The following is a 17,382-nucleotide window of genomic DNA, read 5'->3' as shown; positions in this document are numbered from 1 at the left end:
AGATGGTGCAATGGGTGTCACAAACTTATCCACACACTTTACATCCTGTTGAAAAATAATTATCCACATAGGTTATTTGTGTGAAAAAAATGTCGATAATGGATGTGGATAGTCAAAATATGCCGGAAAAATATCCACAACCTTGTTTTGAAGGTTTTTTTGAAGGAAAAAAAGAATAAAATGCTGGAAACTAAAAAAGAAGGTTTCTTCACTTGATAACTTGTGTTATGCTTATAAGGTTGATAATAAGAGTTTTATCATTGATATTGACAATCGATGGGTTACACAAATATAATGAGTTAGACTGTCTTAAACAGCTATTCCTCAGGGAGGTGTCATAAATGAAAAGAACGTTTCAACCAAATAACCGTAAGCGTAGTAAAGTTCATGGCTTCCGCAGCCGTATGAGTTCTAAAAACGGACGTCTAGTTTTAAAGCGACGCCGCAGCAAAGGTAGAAAAAAATTATCAGCTTAGGCCACTGAATAATGTCAGTGGTCTTTTTTACATAAAATCGCAAATGAACTGTCAGTTTTTATCGGAGTGGAAGAAAACATGAAGAAGCGAAACAGGCTAAAAAAAAATGAAGAGTTTCAAACAGTGTTCAAAAAAGGTCAATCAATGGCTAATCGCCAATTCGTCATTTATCAGCTGGACCAACCAAATCAAGAAGAACTGCGTTTAGGATTGTCTGTCAGTAAGAAGATAGGTAATGCAGTGATAAGAAACCGGATTAAACGATTGATCCGTCAGGTGTTCTTAGAGGAAGGTCATAAGCTAAAGCAAGAAAAAGACTACATTGTTATCGCACGAAAACCAGCAAGCGAATTGACCTTTGAAGAAACAAAGAAGTCTCTCCAGCATTTATTTAGAAAATCCGCTGTTTATCAACAACAACCGAAAAAGTCTTCGTAATAGAAACTTTCGTTGAATCAATTTTTAAAAGCGCTTCCTTCATTTAGTGAATTAAAATGAAACCACCACTTTGTAATGAAAAAATGTTACCATACTGATTAGGTGAGTCACTTTCGTAATCAATTCCAACTTAAATAAAGTTTGAAGTAATGGGAGGAATCTTGTTGAAAAGGCGATTATTACTAATATTTAGCTTGATTGGCGTATTGGTTCTATTGGCAGGATGTACACAAATCAATGAACCAATCACATCAGATAGTAAGGGATTCTGGAATTCTTACATTGTATACCCGCTATCTCAATTAATCACTTACATGGCAAACTTAACTGGTGAAAACTATGGTGTAGCGATTATTATTGTAACTCTTTTAATTCGTTTGCTTATTTTACCATTAATGATTAAACAATTAAGAAGTACAAAAGCAATGCAAGCACTTCAGCCAGAACTAAAGAAGCTTCGTGAAAAATATAGTTCAAAAGATCAAAAAACACAGCAGCAGCTTCAACAGGAAACAATGGCTCTTTTCCAAAAGAATGGTGTAAATCCATTAGCAGGGTGTTTCCCAATCTTAATTCAAATGCCAATCTTAATTGGTTTTTATCATGCGATCATGAGAACAGCTGAAATCAAGAAACATACTTTCTTATGGTTTGACTTAGGCAGTCCAGATCCATTATTCCTGTTACCGATTATTGCAGGTGTAGCTACTTTTATTCAGCAGAAGCTAATGATGGCTGGAAATCCTTCGGACAACCCTCAAATGGCGATTATGCTTTGGGTGATGCCGATTATGATCATTGTATTTGCAATCAGTTTCCCAGCGGCACTTTCACTGTACTGGGTTGTAGGTAACATTTTCATGATCATTCAAACGTTGGTCATTAAAACACCTCAAGTAAAAGTTGATACAAAAGAAAAAGCTGGCGGGAACAAAAAATGAAGGAAATAACTGCTGTCGGTCGCACAGTCGAAGAAGCAGTAGATTCCGGACTGAAACAAATTCAACTACTACAAGAAGAAGTAGATATCACAATAGTAGATGAAGGAAACAAAGGATTTTTAGGATTATTTGGTAAAAGACAAGCTGTTGTCAAGTTAGTAGAAAAGCGAGATGCGCTCAAATTAGCAACACAGTATTTAGATAAAATTGTTAAATTAATTGATCCTAAAGCAAACATTGTTTCGAAAAAAGAAACGAAAAAGATCTCTTTTCACATTGATGGAGACAAAACTTCATTAATGATTGGAAAAAGAGGACAAACACTGTACTCTTTAGAAACCTTGGTGCAGTTAGTGTTTAATCGTTATTCTGATCAGTATCATCATATTACAATTGATATTGGAGATTATAGGAAGAAACGACAAGAAGCACTTGAACAATACGCAATCAAAACGGCAAATCGTGTTTTAAAAACGAAGAGAAAGGTTCATTTAGAACCGATGCCTTCGAATGAACGAAAAGTCGTTCATGATACGATTGCAGCATTTTCTAAAGAACTTGCCACGGCATCCGAAGATACAGGCAGCAAGCGTCATGTTGTGGTGATGTATAAAAAATAGCAGAAAGGCTAAGATTCAGCAAAGCTGGATTTTAGTCTTTTTTTATTGAAAAATTACCTTTTAATAGTAGATTCCTCCTTTATTTCTAAAAAGTTAGTGTGTTATTTAGATCGAAAACGTCATTTTCCCTTAGTTGCAAAGGGAGAAGGGCGTTTTAATTTATTGGATTTAGGTGTAAGATGTGAAGACAAGTTTAGAACGTCGTTATTCACATGTGGATAAGTTAAGTGTTAAAATAGACAGGGTGCAAAACTGTGGATAATTAAATGTGGGCTACTTTCGCTTCGCATGCATTTATGGTATCTTTAAATTTTGGATTAAGCGTTTTTGATATAGAGATGGACAACGTCCATTTAATAGATATAAGACTGTCTATTGAATAGAGAAAGAGGTGAATGAGCGGTGGATACAATTGCAGCAATTTCTACACCAATGGGTGAAGGGGCAATTGCCATTATACGTTTAAGCGGGCCTGATGCAGTTCAGATTGCTGATCGCATGTATAAGGGGCCTAAGGAGAAAAAACTTGTATCAGTGGATTCTCATACAATTCATTATGGTCATATTGTAGATTCAAGTACCGAGCAAGTGATAGAAGAGGTCATGGTGTCTGTATTAAGAGCGCCAAAAACATTTACGAGAGAAGACGTTATTGAGATCAACTGCCATGGCGGAATTGTCACGGTCAATAAAGTCTTGCAGCTTGCTTTAAAAGAAGGAGCGAGATTAGCGGAGCCAGGTGAGTTTACAAAACGTGCTTTCCTAAATGGAAGAATCGACTTGTCACAAGCAGAAGCCGTAATGGACTTGATTCGTGCAAAAACTGACCGTGCGATGAATGTCGCAATTACTCAAATGGAGGGACGTCTCTCCGGTTTGATTAAACGTCTTCGTGGTGAGATATTGGAGACACTTGCCCATGTAGAAGTGAATATTGATTATCCAGAGTATGACGATGTGGAAGAAATGACACATCGAGTCTTAGTTGAAAAGGCGACCTCTGTGAAAAAGGAAATTGAATCGCTTCTAACGACTTCACAGCAGGGGAAAATCCTACGTGAGGGCTTATCTACTGTTATTATTGGAAGGCCAAATGTTGGGAAGTCTTCCTTATTAAATAGTCTTGTTCAGGAAACAAAGGCGATTGTGACCGATATTCCTGGAACAACCAGAGACGTCATCGAGGAATATGTGAATGTAAGAGGAGTACCGCTCCGTTTAGTAGATACTGCGGGTATACGTGAGACTGAAGACATTGTTGAGCGTATTGGGGTCGAGCGATCAAGACAGGTCTTAAAAGAAGCTGACCTGATTTTACTTGTGCTCAATTATAGTGAAGAGTTATCTGAGGAAGATATTAAGCTATTTGAGGCTGTCTCAGGTATGGATATTATTGTGATTGTCAATAAGACAGATCTTGAGCCTAAACTTGATGTAGAAAAGGTAAAAGAGTTAGCGAAGGATCGTCCGGTTGTTACAACATCTTTATTACAAGAAAAAGGGATTGATGAGCTTGAAATGGCCATTCAATCTTTATTCTTCACAGGCTCAATTGAAAGTGGAGATTTAACGTATGTGAGCAATACTAGGCATATTGCGCTCCTTCAAGAAGCAAAACAATCGATTGAAGATGCTCTAGAAGGAATTGAAATGGATGTACCGATCGACATTGTTCAAATAGATTTAACACGCTGCTGGGAGCAGCTAGGTGAAATTATTGGGGATGCTGTTCATGAAAGCTTAATCGATCAGTTATTCTCTCAATTCTGTTTAGGAAAGTAAAGGGAGGAACAAAAGAAATGGGTTATGAAGCTGGCCAATATGATGTAATCGTCGTCGGTGCCGGTCATGCTGGTGTTGAGGCTGCTCTTGCTTCTGCAAGACAGGGCGCCAAAACACTTGTATTGACCATCAATCTCGATATGGTTGCTTTTATGCCATGTAATCCGTCCGTAGGAGGTCCCGCTAAAGGGATTGTCGTCAGAGAAATTGATGCGCTAGGCGGGGAAATGGCACGAAATATAGATAAGACGCACATTCAAATGCGTATGCTGAATACTGGAAAAGGACCTGCTGTCCGTGCGTTAAGAGCGCAAGCAGATAAGTTTCAATATCAGCACGAAATGAAAAAAACAATGGAAAATGAACCAAACCTAACAATGCTACAAGGGATGGTAGACCATTTAATTGTAGAAGATGATGAATGTAAAGGTGTTGTGACTCAAACAGGTGCAAATTATCGCGCGAAATCTGTTGTTCTAACGACTGGTACTTTCTTGAAAGGCCGCATTATTTTAGGGGATCTTTCTTATTCAAGCGGTCCTAATAATCAGCAGCCTTCCATTAAATTATCGGATCATCTAGCAGAATTAGGATTCGATTTGGTTCGCTTTAAAACTGGGACACCACCTCGAGTAAACAGCCACTCGATTGATTATAGTAAGACGGAAATTCAACCAGGTGACGATGTACCACGTGCGTTTTCTTATGAAACTGTGGAATATATTACAGATCAATTACCATGCTGGTTAACATACACGAGTTTAGAGACTCATCAAATTATTGATGAGAATCTTCACCGTTCTCCTATGTATTCAGGTATGATTAAAGGAACAGGCCCTAGATACTGCCCGTCTATTGAGGATAAGGTGGTTCGTTTTAATGATAAACCGAGACATCAAATTTTCTTAGAGCCAGAAGGGCGTAATACGCAAGAAGTGTATGTTCAAGGTTTATCTACAAGTCTGCCAGAGGATGTACAGCAGCGAATGCTGTCAACCATTCCAGGGCTTGAAAATGTACAAATGATGCGAGCAGGTTATGCCATTGAGTATGATGCGATTGTGCCTACACAATTGTGGCCGACACTTGAGACGAAGAAAATTTCTGGATTATATACAGCTGGCCAAATTAATGGTACCTCTGGTTATGAGGAAGCAGCAGGTCAAGGAATTATGGCAGGTATCAATGCAGGAAGAAAAGCATTGGGTAAAGAAGAAGTCATTTTAAGCCGATCTGATGCATATATCGGTGTTCTCATTGATGATCTTGTCACGAAGGGTACAAATGAACCTTACCGTCTCTTAACCTCTCGTGCAGAGTATCGTTTACTTCTGCGTCATGACAATGCTGATTTAAGATTAACTGAACTTGGATATAACATTGGTTTAATTTCTGAAGAGAGATTCCAAGCATTCACACAGAAAAAAGAGGCCATTGAAGCAGAGAAAAAACGTTTATATTCTGTCATTATTAAACCTACAGCAGAGACACAGGAATATATCCGTTCTCTTGGTGGAAGTGAATTGAAGGACGGTATTCGAGCAAGTGATCTGATGAAGCGTCCAGAGATGAACTATGAATCTGTTGTGAAACTAGCTCCTGCTGACACACCGCTTCCTGCTGATGTGTGTGAACAGGTAGAGATTCAAATTAAATATGAAGGTTATATTGAAAAGTCGCTCCAACAAGTTGAAAAGCTGAAAAAGATGGAAAACAAAAAGATTCCGGATCGAATCGATTATGATGCCATCAAAGGGATTGCAACTGAAGCGAAGCAAAAGCTAAAAGAAGTCCGACCGCTTTCTGTTGCACAGGCTTCTCGTATTTCAGGCGTTAACCCTGCTGATATTTCTATCCTTTTAGTGTATTTGGAGCAGGGACGTATTGCGAAGATAGCAGAGTAGAAAGGATGTCGGCATGAACATTGAACAATTTACAGCAGCACTAGAGGAGAAAGGGATCACTCTTTCTCCAGTGCAGCTTGAACAATTTGAAACTTACTTCCATATGCTTGTAGAATGGAACGAGAAGATGAATTTAACGTCCATTACAGAAAAGGAAGAAGTATATTTAAAGCATTTTTATGACTCGATATCAGCAGCATTTTTTATTGATTTTCACAATGTGACAACAATTTGTGATATTGGAGCTGGTGCTGGTTTTCCAAGCATTCCTCTTAAAATTTGTTTCCCTCATCTACATGTGACCATTGTTGATTCTCTCCAGAAACGCATTACGTTTCTCAATGAGTTAGCAAAAGGGTTAAACTTACAAGATACTACTTTTTATCATGATCGTGCGGAGACCTTTGGACAACGTAAAGATCAACGTGAAAGCTATGACCTTGTCACCGCTAGAGCAGTTGCGCGCTTATCTGTCTTGAGCGAACTATGCCTGCCTCTTGTGAAAAAGGAAGGATTGTTTGTTGCATTAAAAGCATCTGCTGCAGATGAAGAGATGCAAGCAGGAAAAAAAGCCGTCACTGTCCTCGGAGGAGAGGTTGTTGAAAAGCATTCCTTTGTTCTTCCTTTAGAAGAAAGCGAACGGAACATCATTGTCATTGAAAAGAAAAAACAAACACCAAAAAAATATCCTAGAAAACCAGGAACACCTAATAAATCACCAATAGAGGGTTGATCATGTAAAAGGTCGGTTTTTCTTCAATATTTATGATTTTACAGAAGGAAAAAACATGAGAAAATAGAATTATAAAAAGGTAGTTTTTAAAGGTGGTGTAGGTTCATGAAGCATTCACTCTCACGCTTCTTCGGGCTTGGTGACAAAGAACATCCTGAGCGTGATACCGAAATAGAGGCAGAGATTGCTGAGCATGAAACATTAAAGGAAGAGATACAGGAGCTCCCGGTCGACACAATTATGCCTAACCGTTTTCAGCCACGCACCATTTTTTCAGAAGAAAAGATACAAGAGCTGGCCACAACCATTCATACCCATGGCATTATTCAACCGATTGTTGTTAGACCAACAGAAGAAGAAGGAAAATATGAACTGATCGCCGGCGAAAGACGTTGGAGAGCGGTACAAACTCTTCAATGGGAGAAGATCCCCGCTATTATAAAAGATTTTACTGATACGGAAACGGCATCTGTGGCATTGATTGAAAATTTGCAAAGAGAAGAGCTGTCTGCAATTGAAGAGGCTCATGCTTATGCACGTCTTTTAGAGCTTCATGATTTAACGCAAGAAGCGCTTGCTCAGCGTTTAGGTAAGGGACAATCGACTGTTGCAAACAAACTAAGACTTTTAAAGTTGCCTAAAGAGGTACAGCAAGCCATTTTGGAGAAAAAAATCTCTGAGAGGCATGCCCGTTCACTTGTACCTCTAAAGCTGCCAGAATTACAGATCACGCTGTTGCAGGAAATCATCGAAAAGCAGCTGAATGTGAAACAGACTGAAGAGCGTGTAGTGAAGATGCTTGAACAAAAAACAGATCGCAAACCGAAGCCGAAACGTAAGGCGTTTAGCCGAGATACGCGAATTGCGATGAATACCATTCGTCAGTCTCTCCACATGGTAGAAGACAGCGGACTTAAAATAAATACCGAGGAAGAAGAATTTGAGGAATATATCCAATTAACGATTCGAATTCCTAAATAGAAAGAAGCTGATGAGCATTACTCGTCAGCTTTTTTGTCTTTCTCTCCCTTCAATTCATGATATTTACTTATTATTAATTAATTGGTAAAATATGATTTTCATAGTAGAAGGGAGGTGACATATAACCGATGAAAATGAAAAAGACTATTTTTGCTATTATCTGTTATTTACTAATCTCTTTTTCTCTTTTTTCAAATGAAACGACTGTGTTTGCTGTGAGCACGTCAACGAATCATGATACCCATTCAGCGGAAGAAACGATTACGAAAGAAGAACTGAGTACTCTGAAGAAACAAGGTGTGGTTTCGACAGATGTAACGGTTCAACAATTAAATCAAGAGCAAGCGTCTCAGGACGATGCGATCGATGTGATCACAGCTGATGATGATTTGGAGAACTATGGTTTAAGGCAAAACAAACAGGATGAAATGGTAACAGATGAAAGACCGAATACCATTCGCCATCTTTTTGGTAAACCGTATCCTGGAACCGATATTATGCCTCAAAAAGGGGATATATTGGTGACGAGCACTGGTGCTTTGAATGGTTTAATTGGTCATGCAGGCATCGTCATTAATGAGAAAAGCTATGCATCCATTCCTGGGTTCCGGCAGCATCCCAATATTGATTCCATTCAAAGCTGGTTTCGCTATAGTGCCAATACAAAGGTGATTCGGATTAATCATCAGGAAAAGGCAGATTTAGCTGGGGATTGGGCGCACGATTACGTGAAAGACCATCCGAAGGCTCGATATTCGATCACTATGTCTATTCAATCTTTGGACCCTACATATTGTTCAAAGATTGTATGGCAGGCTTACGCGAAAACCGGGGACGCTGTTGGACATGCCACATTTACCATTAAAGCACCCTATGGGTTTTTGAAAAAAAAGAACTATAAAACAGTGACACCTAAAGTCATTGTGAGCGAAGGTCGTAAAATTGGCGGATTAAACTTTTGATTGTATCTCCCTCACTTTTCATGAAAAGTGGGGTTTTTTTGTCTCGTTATTTTCTTTGAAAAGATATATCAATATATCTTTAGAACGCATTTTTATGCAACTATTCATGTACGGAAACACAGATTCATTCACGAATTTATAATGGGGGAACAAAAAAAGCAAACGTTTCATACTTTTTTTGATAGAATAGGAAGTATGAATGAATGAGAAACTTGTTAAGTTGAAAGTGGGTGACATCGTGGGGAAAATCATAGCGATTACCAACCAGAAGGGCGGCGTTGGGAAGACGACAACTTCTGTTAATTTGGGTGCGTGTTTAGCATACATAGGAAAACGAGTGTTGTTAGTTGATATTGATCCGCAGGGAAATGCCACAAGTGGTATTGGGATTGAGAAGGCAGACGTAGAGAAGTGCGTGTACGATATTTTAGTAGACGATGCAGATGTACTTGATGTGATTAAGACGACAGAGGTCGAAAATCTTGATGTCATTCCTGCGACGATACAGCTTGCAGGGGCAGAAATTGAGCTTGTGCCTACGATCTCACGTGAAGTGAGGTTGAAAAGAGCACTTGAATCTGTGAAGCAAAATTATGATTATATGATTATTGACTGCCCGCCATCACTTGGATTACTGACGATTAATGCGTTAACTGCATCCGATTCTGTTTTAATACCGGTTCAGTGTGAATATTATGCGCTTGAAGGATTGAGTCAATTGTTGAATACGGTTCGTCTTGTGCAGAAACATCTAAATACCGACCTTGCCATTGAAGGTGTCTTACTGACAATGCTGGATGCAAGAACAAACCTTGGAATCCAAGTCATCGAAGAAGTAAAAAAATACTTTAGAGATAAAGTCTATCAGACCGTGATTCCGAGAAATGTGAGACTAAGTGAAGCGCCTAGTCATGGGAAACCTATTATCTTGTATGATCCACGTTCAAGAGGTGCAGATGTCTATTTAGACTTAGCAAAGGAAGTGGATGCGAATGGCTAAAGGTCTTGGAAAGGGTATTAATGCGCTATTTAACAATGTGGATTCCAATGAAGAAACTGTCGAAGAAATTAAGTTGAAGGATTTGCGTCCGAACCCTTATCAGCCAAGGAAAACGTTTGATGATGATGCATTGTCTGATCTCAAAGAATCGATTCAGCAGCATGGTGTTTTACAGCCGATTATTGTTCGTAAATCGATTAAAGGATATGACATCGTCGCAGGAGAACGCCGTTTCCGTGCAGCACAACAAGCTGGTTTGACAACGATTCCTGCGATCGTCAGGGAATTTTCAGAAACACTGATGAGGGAGATCGCTCTTTTAGAAAACTTACAGCGCGAGGATTTATCTCCATTAGAGGAAGCAGAAGCCTATGCCTCCTTGCTAGATCATTTAAGTGTGACTCAAGAGGAATTAGCCAAGCGGTTAGGAAAAAGCAGACCGCATATTGCGAACCACCTTCGTTTATTAACATTACCAGATGAAGTACAAAAGCTGATTGCGGATGGAACATTATCCATGGGACATGGACGCACGCTGCTTAGTTTGAAAAACAAAAAGAAGCTGGCGCCATTGGTAAAGAAGGTCGTGGACGAAGGATTGAATGTCCGTCAGGTTGAGAAACTTGTTCAGCAATTAAATGAAAATGTTCCACGTGAAACAAAGAAAAAAGAAGCACCAAAGGATCGCATGTTGAAAGAAAGAGAATCTTTCTTACAAAATTACTTTGGTACTTCAGTGACGATCAAGAAACAGAAGAAAAAAGGGAAAATTGAGATTGAATTTCTCTCAAATGAAGATTTAGAAAGAATCCTTGAATTGCTTTCTACGAGAGAATCATCGGAATGACCATCTTGATATGAGATGGTCTTTTTTATATTCTTCCCGTGATATTTTGAATAGGGGTGAAGAGAGAACGGCTTTTTTCTCTCGTCCAATCCATTTGATCAATGTGGGATAGACTTTCAGAAAGTGTATTGGCCATAGACATTACAAGATGAAGACGTGTGTTTTGGAGAACGAAGTATTCCATAAAACCGCTCACGTTGACGATTCCATTAATATGAATATTGCCTACTTCTGGCAGCTCTTTTTGCACACCTGCACCGGGCTTTAACGGTCCTTCTCCAATTTGAAACGATCCTACACTTTTCACTCTCCCTAAACAGGCATCAACGGCTACGATAAATGGGTGTTTATGAGCTTGTTCAATTTCAGCGAGCTTTTCCTTTAAATTGACCGCATGCACTGGGTCAGAGAGAGTGCCGTATACATGCAGCTTTTTTAAATCAAGACTTGAAAGCTTTGTTCCTACAAGTGGACCTAGAGAGTCACCGGTTGAGCGGTCTGTTCCTATGCAGACGATGGCAACGGGTCTTTTTCCTGCTTTCTGAAGATGCGAGAATAAAATACTTTTAAGCTGCTGAATGGCATTTGTATCCGTATGGGACACGTATTCTTTCACCCTATTTCTTAAAAAAAGACCGTTCTTGCTATTCATAGGTCTCACTTCCTTGTCATAGTAGTTAGTATCAGTATACGGAAACAAGCTTAATTCTATACCTATGAGGTGATGATTGTGTGGAAGGCTGGTTCAAGGTGGACGCTTTTAATTTTAGGAAGCTTGATAGGAGCGGGATATGCCTCCGGTCAAGAAATTTGGCAGTTTTTTGGCCTTGATAGCGGACTAGCCATTCTACTGTTTACGCTCATGTTTATGCTGTCTACCTATGTGGTGTTAAAAATCAGTTATGAGGTGCGTGCCGATCATTTTGTGCCGGTGTTAGAGCGTCTTGTAGGTCCTTGGCTGGCCAAGGTGTATGATATTTTAATTGTTCTTTATCTATTCACGACAACAACAGTCATGATTGCCGGTGGCGGGGTGACACTTGAGATGTATCATGTGCCATTTTGGGTTGGAATCGGTGCATTTTGTTTATTCTCATTTATGATTTTTTTCTGGGATGTGAAAGGGCTCTTATCTGTGAATGCTTTCATTATACCAATTTTGGTGGCGGGGCTCATCTATGCGTTTGTTTTTTATTATATGAATCATGATCATATGTGGAGAATTGATTTTGGCCAGCAATACAATTGGCCTGCCAGTATCGTCTTTGCTTCTTTGAATATATTATCTGTTGTGGCGGTGCTGTCTTCAGTGGGGAAAGAAATGAAGGGGCTTGGAGAGGCCAAGGTTGCGAGTATATTAAGCGGTTTGATTTTTGGTGTCATTTCTTATGTGTATAACGAAATACTAGTTGATATTTCTGGGAGTCTTTCAGCAGAGGGGATTCCTTTGTTTACAGTATTAGAGGGGGCACCAACATCATTGTTTGTGTTTATGACCATTGTTCTTTGTTTAGCGATTTATACAACAACCGCTGCGGGATTATTTGGTTTATCCAGCCGCATGCTCTCTTTTGTACGAATGCCCCGCTGGCTCATTGTATTCATCATGCTTCTTTTGATGGCACCTTTAACCTCTCTTGGATTTGCTGATTTGATTGCTTTCTTGTATCCGATTTACAGCTTGCTCAATCTTTATTTGCTTGTCTGTTTAATGCTGTATCCGATTTTAAGTAAAAAGATATTTTTCCGTTCTAAAAATTATACTGATAAAATAAAATAAACACCTCTCTTTCAAAGAGAAGTGCTTATTTTATCCGAATGGAATCAATCGCTTCCTTGATATCGTCATATACAGGCATGTGCTGGAGACGCTGCATGCGTTCCTCTATTTCTGAGATGGCTTGTCCCTTTAAATGCTGGGATACATGCTGTTTGACAATGGTTGTCTGGTTCATCATGTCTTCTGTTTTGGACAATTGGTACTCCAAGTGCATGCGTGTGTTTGCCAATTCATCGTGAAGCCGCATTTTCAGCAATCGCTTTAAATCTTTTCGTTGTCCTTCTCTGCGCATGGCCTGAATAGCGGCAATTTCTTCAGGTGATTGCGATTGTGTTTGTGGTGCAGATTGACTTTCGAATACAGACATGGAGCGGCGGGCACTCACATTTTGCAAGAAACGCTGGGCGTCACTAGGAGGTTTATTTTGATTGATCATATGGCGGCTCCTTTCTTAACGAATACCCATTTGCATCGCAAGGCGTCTATCTGCCTTGGCATAGTCATCACCCATTGTGTACATATGTCTTGAAAGGGTGGAAAGTTCTTGTTCGTAGTCTCTCAAGGTGTACAAGGCATTCAGTTGTTTTTCATGAGAATAAAAGGATGATTGCGGCTGCTCCATCCTTACTTCCTCTAACAGTGCTTCTACATCGCTATGGGTTAATAAATCATAGTGACCAAAGCCGACAAGTCCTTTCAGTTCTTGTTTTACATGATGGACGGCATCTTTTACACTATCATCAATTCCATCTATTTTCTCAAATACAGTGTGTACTTCATGTTCAATAATACTTTGTAGATCATAAGATGAATTTTTTAGTAAATGGGATTTTATGATAATTTCAAGCCCGCTTTGTGCATATGCACGGCCTGAATGGATTTCTTGTAAAAGCATCGCTGTAAAACTTGTATTGTGATCAAGCTGTTCATCTAAAATACGAGCGGTTCCATTTGAATGGAATGAATACCCATTTACTTTAAACTCTCCTGAAACGAGAGCTAAAAATGCATTTGTATCAAATGATTCGTTCCATTCTATATTCATTGATGCAAAAGCTGATCTTAAAAAGGTGTCAATTTCTCTTGGTTTATATTTTATGGATTCTTGGACCGATCCCTGCTCCCGGGGCGGTACGGTGTACTTGACTTGTCCAACTCCATGATCATGGCGATTGAGTAAACCTACATAATGATTGGGTTGAATATATTCTGTGAGAACATGGGTGTATTTTCCTTCTACTGCTTTTTGCTGAATGGAAGGTGCCAGGCTGCTCCATATATTTGGGCTATCGAATGTGATGGCTTTTTTGACAGCTGGCTGTTCTGTTGCAATATAAGCACAAACAGCACCGGCAAGCGCTTGTCCAGTGAGATAGATGGTTGCATTCGGGTTCTTCTGACAGACGTCCTCGATGTATTCCTTCCCTTTAAAAAAGACATGATCTTGCTTTCCGGCTAAGGATTTTCTTTCAATGGGGTAGGCATAATCCGTTTTTAACAATGATTGGGTAGCCGTTTGAACATCTTGTGTCGATGTCACCGTCATTTGTTTTGGCAGAGGACAGTGAAACGCGACAATGAACTCATCTGACTGTTCCTGCTGCATCGTTAAACCATATAATTGATGATCTATTTTTAGAAAATCGTTGACAGTGAGCGTATGCTGACCTACTTCTATCGTATGGTTCTGCTGGTAATTCTCTGCGTTTCCAGCGTGATCGGATATGATTTTATAATCTTTGTCGGTTAATCTATCCTTTCGATTGACCATCGTACCTGCTCCCTCACATAACATTTATGCAGATATCATAAATCAAAAAATATGGAAAAACCACAGCGTTCTACCAATAAAAACCTTTTGACCTACAGTGTTTGTGACAATATTGAAAAAAAGCGGAGTTTAAGTAACTATTGGTCACAAATAAAATGATCTAAAAGAAGGGTTTTTTCTATAAAAAAGAACGGGATTGATACATGACAGCGGCTCTTTATTTTGTGCATTGCTCTCCATCGGCGTTTTTTTGTACAATAGATTTAATGAAGTGAGCAAGAGAGGTGAATGCTGATGGCAGACAAAGCATTTGGGTTACATGACGTCGTTGAAATGAAAAAACCCCATCCATGTGGTGCCAATCGGTGGAAAGTCATTCGTTTGGGCATGGATATTCGTATTAAATGCGAAGGGTGTGGGCACAGCGTGATGATCCCAAGAAGAGATTTTGAACGAAAAATGAAGAAAATTCTCGTCAAGCATGAGGAGCCAACTGCTTAAGTAGGCCTCATGCTTTTTTGATGAAATTTGTCTTTTGTTCAGAGAAACAGATGCAATTTCTTATTTTAAAGCTCCGATTTAGTCTTTTTGGTAATGTTTCTTCTATTGAAAATGCATGATGGTTAGCTTGTCTTTTCATGTAAACCTACTTATAATTGCTCTAGGTTCATATTACGCAGTATAACGAGCACGTTTCATATAGAGGAGATGAAAGAATGGCTTTAACAGCTGGTATTGTTGGCTTACCTAACGTCGGGAAGTCAACGCTATTTAATGCAATTACACAGGCTGGAGCGGAGTCTGCTAACTATCCGTTCTGTACCATTGATCCAAACGTCGGAATTGTAGAAGTTCCAGACGAGCGTTTGCAAAAACTAACAGAATTAGTGCAGCCAAAAAAGACAGTTCCGACTGCTTTCGAATTCACTGATATTGCTGGTATTGTGAAAGGTGCATCTAAAGGAGAAGGTTTAGGAAATAAATTCCTTTCTCATATTCGTCAAGTAGATGCGATCTGTCACGTGGTGAGAGCTTTTGCTGATGATAACATTACACATGTGTCAGGTAAGGTTGACCCAGTGTCAGATATTGAAACGATTAATTTAGAATTGATTTTGGCTGATCTAGAAACGGTTGAAAAGCGTTTAACTCGTGTGAGTAAGCTTGCGAAACAAAAAGATAAGGAAGCGGTAGCTGAATTTGATATTTTGGAAAAGCTGAAGGACGCATTTGAAGCTGGAAAATCTGCAAGATCGGTTGAATTTACAGATGAGCAGCAGAAGCTTGTGAAGCAGCTTCATTTACTCACGTCAAAACCTATTCTGTATGTAGCAAATGTGAGTGAGGACGAAGTAGCAGATCAGGACGGAAACGAATATGTACAGCAAATTCGTGAGTTTGCATCTGGCGAAAACGCTGAAGTCATCGTCGTTTGTGCGAAGATTGAGTCTGAAATTGCAGAGCTTGAAGGAGAAGAGAAGCAAATGTTCCTTGAAGAGCTAGGCATCAAAGAATCAGGTTTAGATCAGTTGATCAAAGCGTCTTATTCACTTCTTGGCTTAGCTACGTATTTCACAGCAGGTGAGCAAGAAGTACGTGCTTGGACATTTAAAAAAGGAATGAAGGCACCAGAATGTGCTGGAATCATTCATACGGACTTCGAGCGTGGATTTATTCGTGCTGAAACGGTTGCTTATGAAGATTTACTAGCTGGCGGAAGTATGTCTGCTGCAAAAGAAGCAGGAAAAGTTCGTTTAGAAGGTAAAGAATATATAGTGAAAGATGGAGACGTCATTCATTTCCGTTTTAACGTATAGGTTCTTGTCATAGGCCAAGTAATTTGTTATAATATACAATTGTGAGTAATATAATTTATTGCTCCTTGCCCGTATAGGGCCGCTTAGACCAAAAGGAGGTGCAATCAGATGAGAAAGTACGAAGTTATGTACATCATCCGCCCAACAGTTGACGATGAGGCTAAAAAAGCAGTTATCGACCGTTTTAATAACGTGTTAACTTCTAACGGTGCGGAGATCACTGGAACAAAGGATTGGGGTAAACGTCGTCTTGCATACGAAATCAACGATTTCCGTGAAGGCTTCTACCAAATCGTAAACGTTCAATCTGACGCTGCAGCAGTTCAAGAATTTGACCGCTTAGCTAAGATCAGTGACGATATCATTCGCCACATTGTTGTTAAAGAAGAAGAATAAATCATTGAAATATATATTTAAAGGTGGTCTTTCAATATGCTAAACCGTGTTGTATTGGTCGGAAGACTAACAAAAGACCCTGAGCTTCGCTACACGCCTAATGGTGCGGCTGTAGCCACGTTTACTCTAGCTGTGAATCGTACGTTTACGAATCAATCTGGAGAGCGTGAAGCCGATTTCATTAACTGTGTTACTTGGAGAAGACAAGCCGAGAACGTGGCTAATTTCTTGAAAAAAGGAAGTCTTGCCGGTGTAGACGGTCGCTTGCAGACAAGAAACTATGAAAACCAGCAAGGACAGCGTGTCTTCGTGACAGAAGTTCAAGCTGAAAGTGTTCAATTTCTTGAGCCTAAAAGCGGCGGTGCTGGTTCAGGTGGATACAGCGGCGGTGGCAATAGCGGAGGCCAGTATTATGGCGGCAGCCAAAATGATCAGAATCCATTTGGAAATGAACCAAGTCAAAATCCATATGGCAATCAAAACAACCAAAATCGTAATCAGGGAAATAGCTTCAATGATGACCCATTTGCGAATGATGGTAAACCGATTGACATCTCCGATGATGATTTGCCATTCTAATTGATCTGAAAAAAATGACCAAAGGAAAGGTGTGAAAACAAATGGCAGGTGGACGCAGAGGCGGTCGTGCGAAACGTCGTAAAGTATGTTTCTTTACTTCTAACGGAATCACGCACATCGATTACAAAGATGTTGATCTTCTTAGAAAGTTTGTTTCTGAGCGTGGTAAAATTTTACCTCGTCGTGTAACAGGAACTAGCGCTAAGTATCAACGTAAATTGACATTAGCGATTAAAAAATCACGTCAAATGGCATTACTTCCATACGTTACTGGTGAGTAAGTTGTTGACTTAAAAGCGAAGGGCCTTGAGCTCTTCGCTTTTTTTATTTGTCTCACTTTTATGAGAAAGTCGTT

General features: G+C 39.5%; 20 protein-coding genes. 17 read left to right on the top strand and 3 right to left on the bottom strand.

What is annotated here, in order from left to right; genetic code table 11:
• The first annotated feature begins 341 nt into the window (after window positions 1-341).
• The 11 genes from rpmH to M2369_RS08315 all read left to right on the top strand — a co-directional run bounded on the left by rpmH (window position 342) and on the right by M2369_RS08315 (window position 10,684).
• The gene (rpmH, locus tag M2369_RS08365) at window positions 342-476 is read left to right on the top strand and encodes a 50S ribosomal protein L34 (protein ID WP_008360908.1); all 135 of its coding nucleotides are present in this window, start codon (window positions 342-344) and stop codon (window positions 474-476) included.
• Window positions 477-554: 78 nt separating this feature from the next.
• Window positions 555-914, top strand: coding sequence for a ribonuclease P protein component (gene rnpA / locus M2369_RS08360; RefSeq protein ID WP_008347592.1), 360 nt, complete (start codon window positions 555-557; stop codon window positions 912-914).
• A 158-nt stretch (window positions 915-1,072) separates the two neighbouring features.
• The gene (gene spoIIIJ, locus M2369_RS08355; protein ID WP_089374159.1) at window positions 1,073-1,855 is read left to right on the top strand and encodes a YidC family membrane integrase SpoIIIJ; all 783 of its coding nucleotides are present in this window, start codon (window positions 1,073-1,075) and stop codon (window positions 1,853-1,855) included.
• The gene (gene jag / locus M2369_RS08350) at window positions 1,852-2,475 is read left to right on the top strand and encodes an RNA-binding cell elongation regulator Jag/EloR (protein WP_259253955.1); all 624 of its coding nucleotides are present in this window, start codon (window positions 1,852-1,854) and stop codon (window positions 2,473-2,475) included. The genes spoIIIJ and jag overlap by 4 nt, the downstream gene beginning before the upstream one ends.
• Before the next feature lie 402 nt (window positions 2,476-2,877).
• Window positions 2,878-4,257 carry a tRNA uridine-5-carboxymethylaminomethyl(34) synthesis GTPase MnmE gene (gene mnmE / locus M2369_RS08345; RefSeq protein ID WP_039169035.1) on the top strand — a complete coding sequence of 460 codons (1,380 nt, stop codon included), beginning with the start codon at window positions 2,878-2,880 and terminating at the stop codon, window positions 4,255-4,257.
• Between the two features lie 17 nt (window positions 4,258-4,274).
• A complete protein-coding gene (mnmG, locus tag M2369_RS08340; RefSeq protein WP_039169033.1) occupies window positions 4,275-6,161 on the top strand; it encodes a tRNA uridine-5-carboxymethylaminomethyl(34) synthesis enzyme MnmG in 1,887 nt (628 codons plus the stop codon).
• 13 nt (window positions 6,162-6,174) lie between these two features.
• Entirely contained in the window at window positions 6,175-6,894 is a 720-nt protein-coding gene (gene rsmG, locus M2369_RS08335; RefSeq protein WP_007497477.1) for a 16S rRNA (guanine(527)-N(7))-methyltransferase RsmG, read from the top strand.
• Window positions 6,895-6,999: 105 nt separating this feature from the next.
• On the top strand, window positions 7,000-7,875 hold the full coding sequence (gene noc / locus M2369_RS08330; RefSeq protein ID WP_160758321.1) for a nucleoid occlusion protein: 876 nt from the start codon (window positions 7,000-7,002) through the stop codon (window positions 7,873-7,875).
• A gap of 128 nt (window positions 7,876-8,003) precedes the next feature.
• Window positions 8,004-8,837 carry a YiiX/YebB-like N1pC/P60 family cysteine hydrolase gene (locus M2369_RS08325; RefSeq protein WP_041508097.1) on the top strand — a complete coding sequence of 278 codons (834 nt, stop codon included), beginning with the start codon at window positions 8,004-8,006 and terminating at the stop codon, window positions 8,835-8,837.
• 238 nt (window positions 8,838-9,075) lie between these two features.
• A complete protein-coding gene (gene soj, locus M2369_RS08320; RefSeq protein WP_008360890.1) occupies window positions 9,076-9,837 on the top strand; it encodes a sporulation initiation inhibitor protein Soj in 762 nt (253 codons plus the stop codon).
• Window positions 9,830-10,684 (top strand): ParB/RepB/Spo0J family partition protein, encoded by an 855-nt coding sequence (locus tag M2369_RS08315; protein WP_017359871.1) that lies wholly within the window; start codon window positions 9,830-9,832, stop codon window positions 10,682-10,684. The genes soj and M2369_RS08315 overlap by 8 nt, the downstream gene beginning before the upstream one ends.
• A gap of 25 nt (window positions 10,685-10,709) precedes the next feature.
• Here the strand turns inward: M2369_RS08315 and yyaC are convergent, their stop codons facing one another.
• Complete coding sequence (gene yyaC, locus M2369_RS08310; protein ID WP_025208343.1) at window positions 10,710-11,336, bottom strand: spore protease YyaC; 627 nt, start codon at window positions 11,334-11,336, stop codon at window positions 10,710-10,712.
• 72 nt (window positions 11,337-11,408) lie between these two features.
• On the opposite strand from yyaC, the gene M2369_RS08305 reads away from it, so the two are divergent.
• On the top strand, window positions 11,409-12,464 hold the full coding sequence (locus M2369_RS08305; RefSeq protein WP_080964591.1) for a YkvI family membrane protein: 1,056 nt from the start codon (window positions 11,409-11,411) through the stop codon (window positions 12,462-12,464).
• A gap of 25 nt (window positions 12,465-12,489) precedes the next feature.
• Here the strand turns inward: M2369_RS08305 and M2369_RS08300 are convergent, their stop codons facing one another.
• On the bottom strand, window positions 12,490-12,900 hold the full coding sequence (locus M2369_RS08300; protein WP_007497462.1) for a hypothetical protein: 411 nt from the start codon (window positions 12,898-12,900) through the stop codon (window positions 12,490-12,492).
• Between the two features lie 15 nt (window positions 12,901-12,915).
• Complete coding sequence (locus M2369_RS08295) at window positions 12,916-14,235, bottom strand: hypothetical protein (protein WP_048001992.1); 1,320 nt, start codon at window positions 14,233-14,235, stop codon at window positions 12,916-12,918.
• 294 nt (window positions 14,236-14,529) lie between these two features.
• Between M2369_RS08295 and M2369_RS08290 the strand changes: the two genes are divergently transcribed.
• From M2369_RS08290 to rpsR, 5 genes are all read left to right on the top strand, one after another.
• Complete coding sequence (locus tag M2369_RS08290) at window positions 14,530-14,736, top strand: DUF951 domain-containing protein (RefSeq protein WP_008347561.1); 207 nt, start codon at window positions 14,530-14,532, stop codon at window positions 14,734-14,736.
• A gap of 215 nt (window positions 14,737-14,951) precedes the next feature.
• On the top strand, window positions 14,952-16,052 hold the full coding sequence (ychF, locus tag M2369_RS08285) for a redox-regulated ATPase YchF (RefSeq protein ID WP_007497458.1): 1,101 nt from the start codon (window positions 14,952-14,954) through the stop codon (window positions 16,050-16,052).
• A gap of 108 nt (window positions 16,053-16,160) precedes the next feature.
• A complete protein-coding gene (gene rpsF, locus M2369_RS08280; protein ID WP_008347557.1) occupies window positions 16,161-16,448 on the top strand; it encodes a 30S ribosomal protein S6 in 288 nt (95 codons plus the stop codon).
• Window positions 16,449-16,484: 36 nt separating this feature from the next.
• Entirely contained in the window at window positions 16,485-17,027 is a 543-nt protein-coding gene (gene ssbA / locus M2369_RS08275) for a single-stranded DNA-binding protein SsbA (protein WP_007497456.1), read from the top strand.
• A 41-nt stretch (window positions 17,028-17,068) separates the two neighbouring features.
• Window positions 17,069-17,308, top strand: a complete 240-nt coding sequence (gene rpsR / locus M2369_RS08270; protein WP_008347556.1) for a 30S ribosomal protein S18 — start codon at window positions 17,069-17,071, stop codon at window positions 17,306-17,308.
• Window positions 17,309-17,382 lie beyond the last annotated feature (74 nt).

Origin of the sequence: Bacillus sp. JUb11 (genome assembly GCF_024807925.1) — a bacterium.
GTDB classification, from domain to species: Bacteria; Bacillota; Bacilli; order Bacillales; family Bacillaceae; genus Bacillus; species Bacillus altitudinis.
The sequence above is the reverse complement of the archived record's forward strand: the minus strand, read 5'-3'. Positions and strand labels throughout refer to the sequence as shown.

What these genes read in the sequence shown, in the direction of transcription:
- rnpA (WP_008347592.1), top strand. Translation starts at nt 555, where the DNA reads ATGAAGAAGCGAAACAGGCTAAAAAAAAATGAAGAGTTTCAAACAGTG.
- M2369_RS08300 (WP_007497462.1), bottom strand. Translation starts at nt 12,900, where the DNA reads ATGATCAATCAAAATAAACCTCCTAGTGACGCCCAGCGTTTCTTGCAA.
- M2369_RS08295 (WP_048001992.1), bottom strand. Translation starts at nt 14,235, where the DNA reads ATGGTCAATCGAAAGGATAGATTAACCGACAAAGATTATAAAATCATA.
- rpsF (WP_008347557.1), top strand. Translation starts at nt 16,161, where the DNA reads ATGAGAAAGTACGAAGTTATGTACATCATCCGCCCAACAGTTGACGAT.
- ssbA (WP_007497456.1), top strand. Translation starts at nt 16,485, where the DNA reads ATGCTAAACCGTGTTGTATTGGTCGGAAGACTAACAAAAGACCCTGAG.
- M2369_RS08305 (WP_080964591.1), top strand. Translation starts at nt 11,409, where the DNA reads ATGATTGTGTGGAAGGCTGGTTCAAGGTGGACGCTTTTAATTTTAGGA.
- noc (WP_160758321.1), top strand. Translation starts at nt 7,000, where the DNA reads ATGAAGCATTCACTCTCACGCTTCTTCGGGCTTGGTGACAAAGAACAT.
- ychF (WP_007497458.1), top strand. Translation starts at nt 14,952, where the DNA reads ATGGCTTTAACAGCTGGTATTGTTGGCTTACCTAACGTCGGGAAGTCA.
- rpsR (WP_008347556.1), top strand. Translation starts at nt 17,069, where the DNA reads ATGGCAGGTGGACGCAGAGGCGGTCGTGCGAAACGTCGTAAAGTATGT.
- rpmH (WP_008360908.1), top strand. Translation starts at nt 342, where the DNA reads ATGAAAAGAACGTTTCAACCAAATAACCGTAAGCGTAGTAAAGTTCAT.
- yyaC (WP_025208343.1), bottom strand. Translation starts at nt 11,336, where the DNA reads ATGAATAGCAAGAACGGTCTTTTTTTAAGAAATAGGGTGAAAGAATAC.
- M2369_RS08315 (WP_017359871.1), top strand. Translation starts at nt 9,830, where the DNA reads ATGGCTAAAGGTCTTGGAAAGGGTATTAATGCGCTATTTAACAATGTG.
- mnmG (WP_039169033.1), top strand. Translation starts at nt 4,275, where the DNA reads ATGGGTTATGAAGCTGGCCAATATGATGTAATCGTCGTCGGTGCCGGT.
- jag (WP_259253955.1), top strand. Translation starts at nt 1,852, where the DNA reads ATGAAGGAAATAACTGCTGTCGGTCGCACAGTCGAAGAAGCAGTAGAT.
- M2369_RS08325 (WP_041508097.1), top strand. Translation starts at nt 8,004, where the DNA reads ATGAAAATGAAAAAGACTATTTTTGCTATTATCTGTTATTTACTAATC.
- rsmG (WP_007497477.1), top strand. Translation starts at nt 6,175, where the DNA reads ATGAACATTGAACAATTTACAGCAGCACTAGAGGAGAAAGGGATCACT.
- M2369_RS08290 (WP_008347561.1), top strand. Translation starts at nt 14,530, where the DNA reads ATGGCAGACAAAGCATTTGGGTTACATGACGTCGTTGAAATGAAAAAA.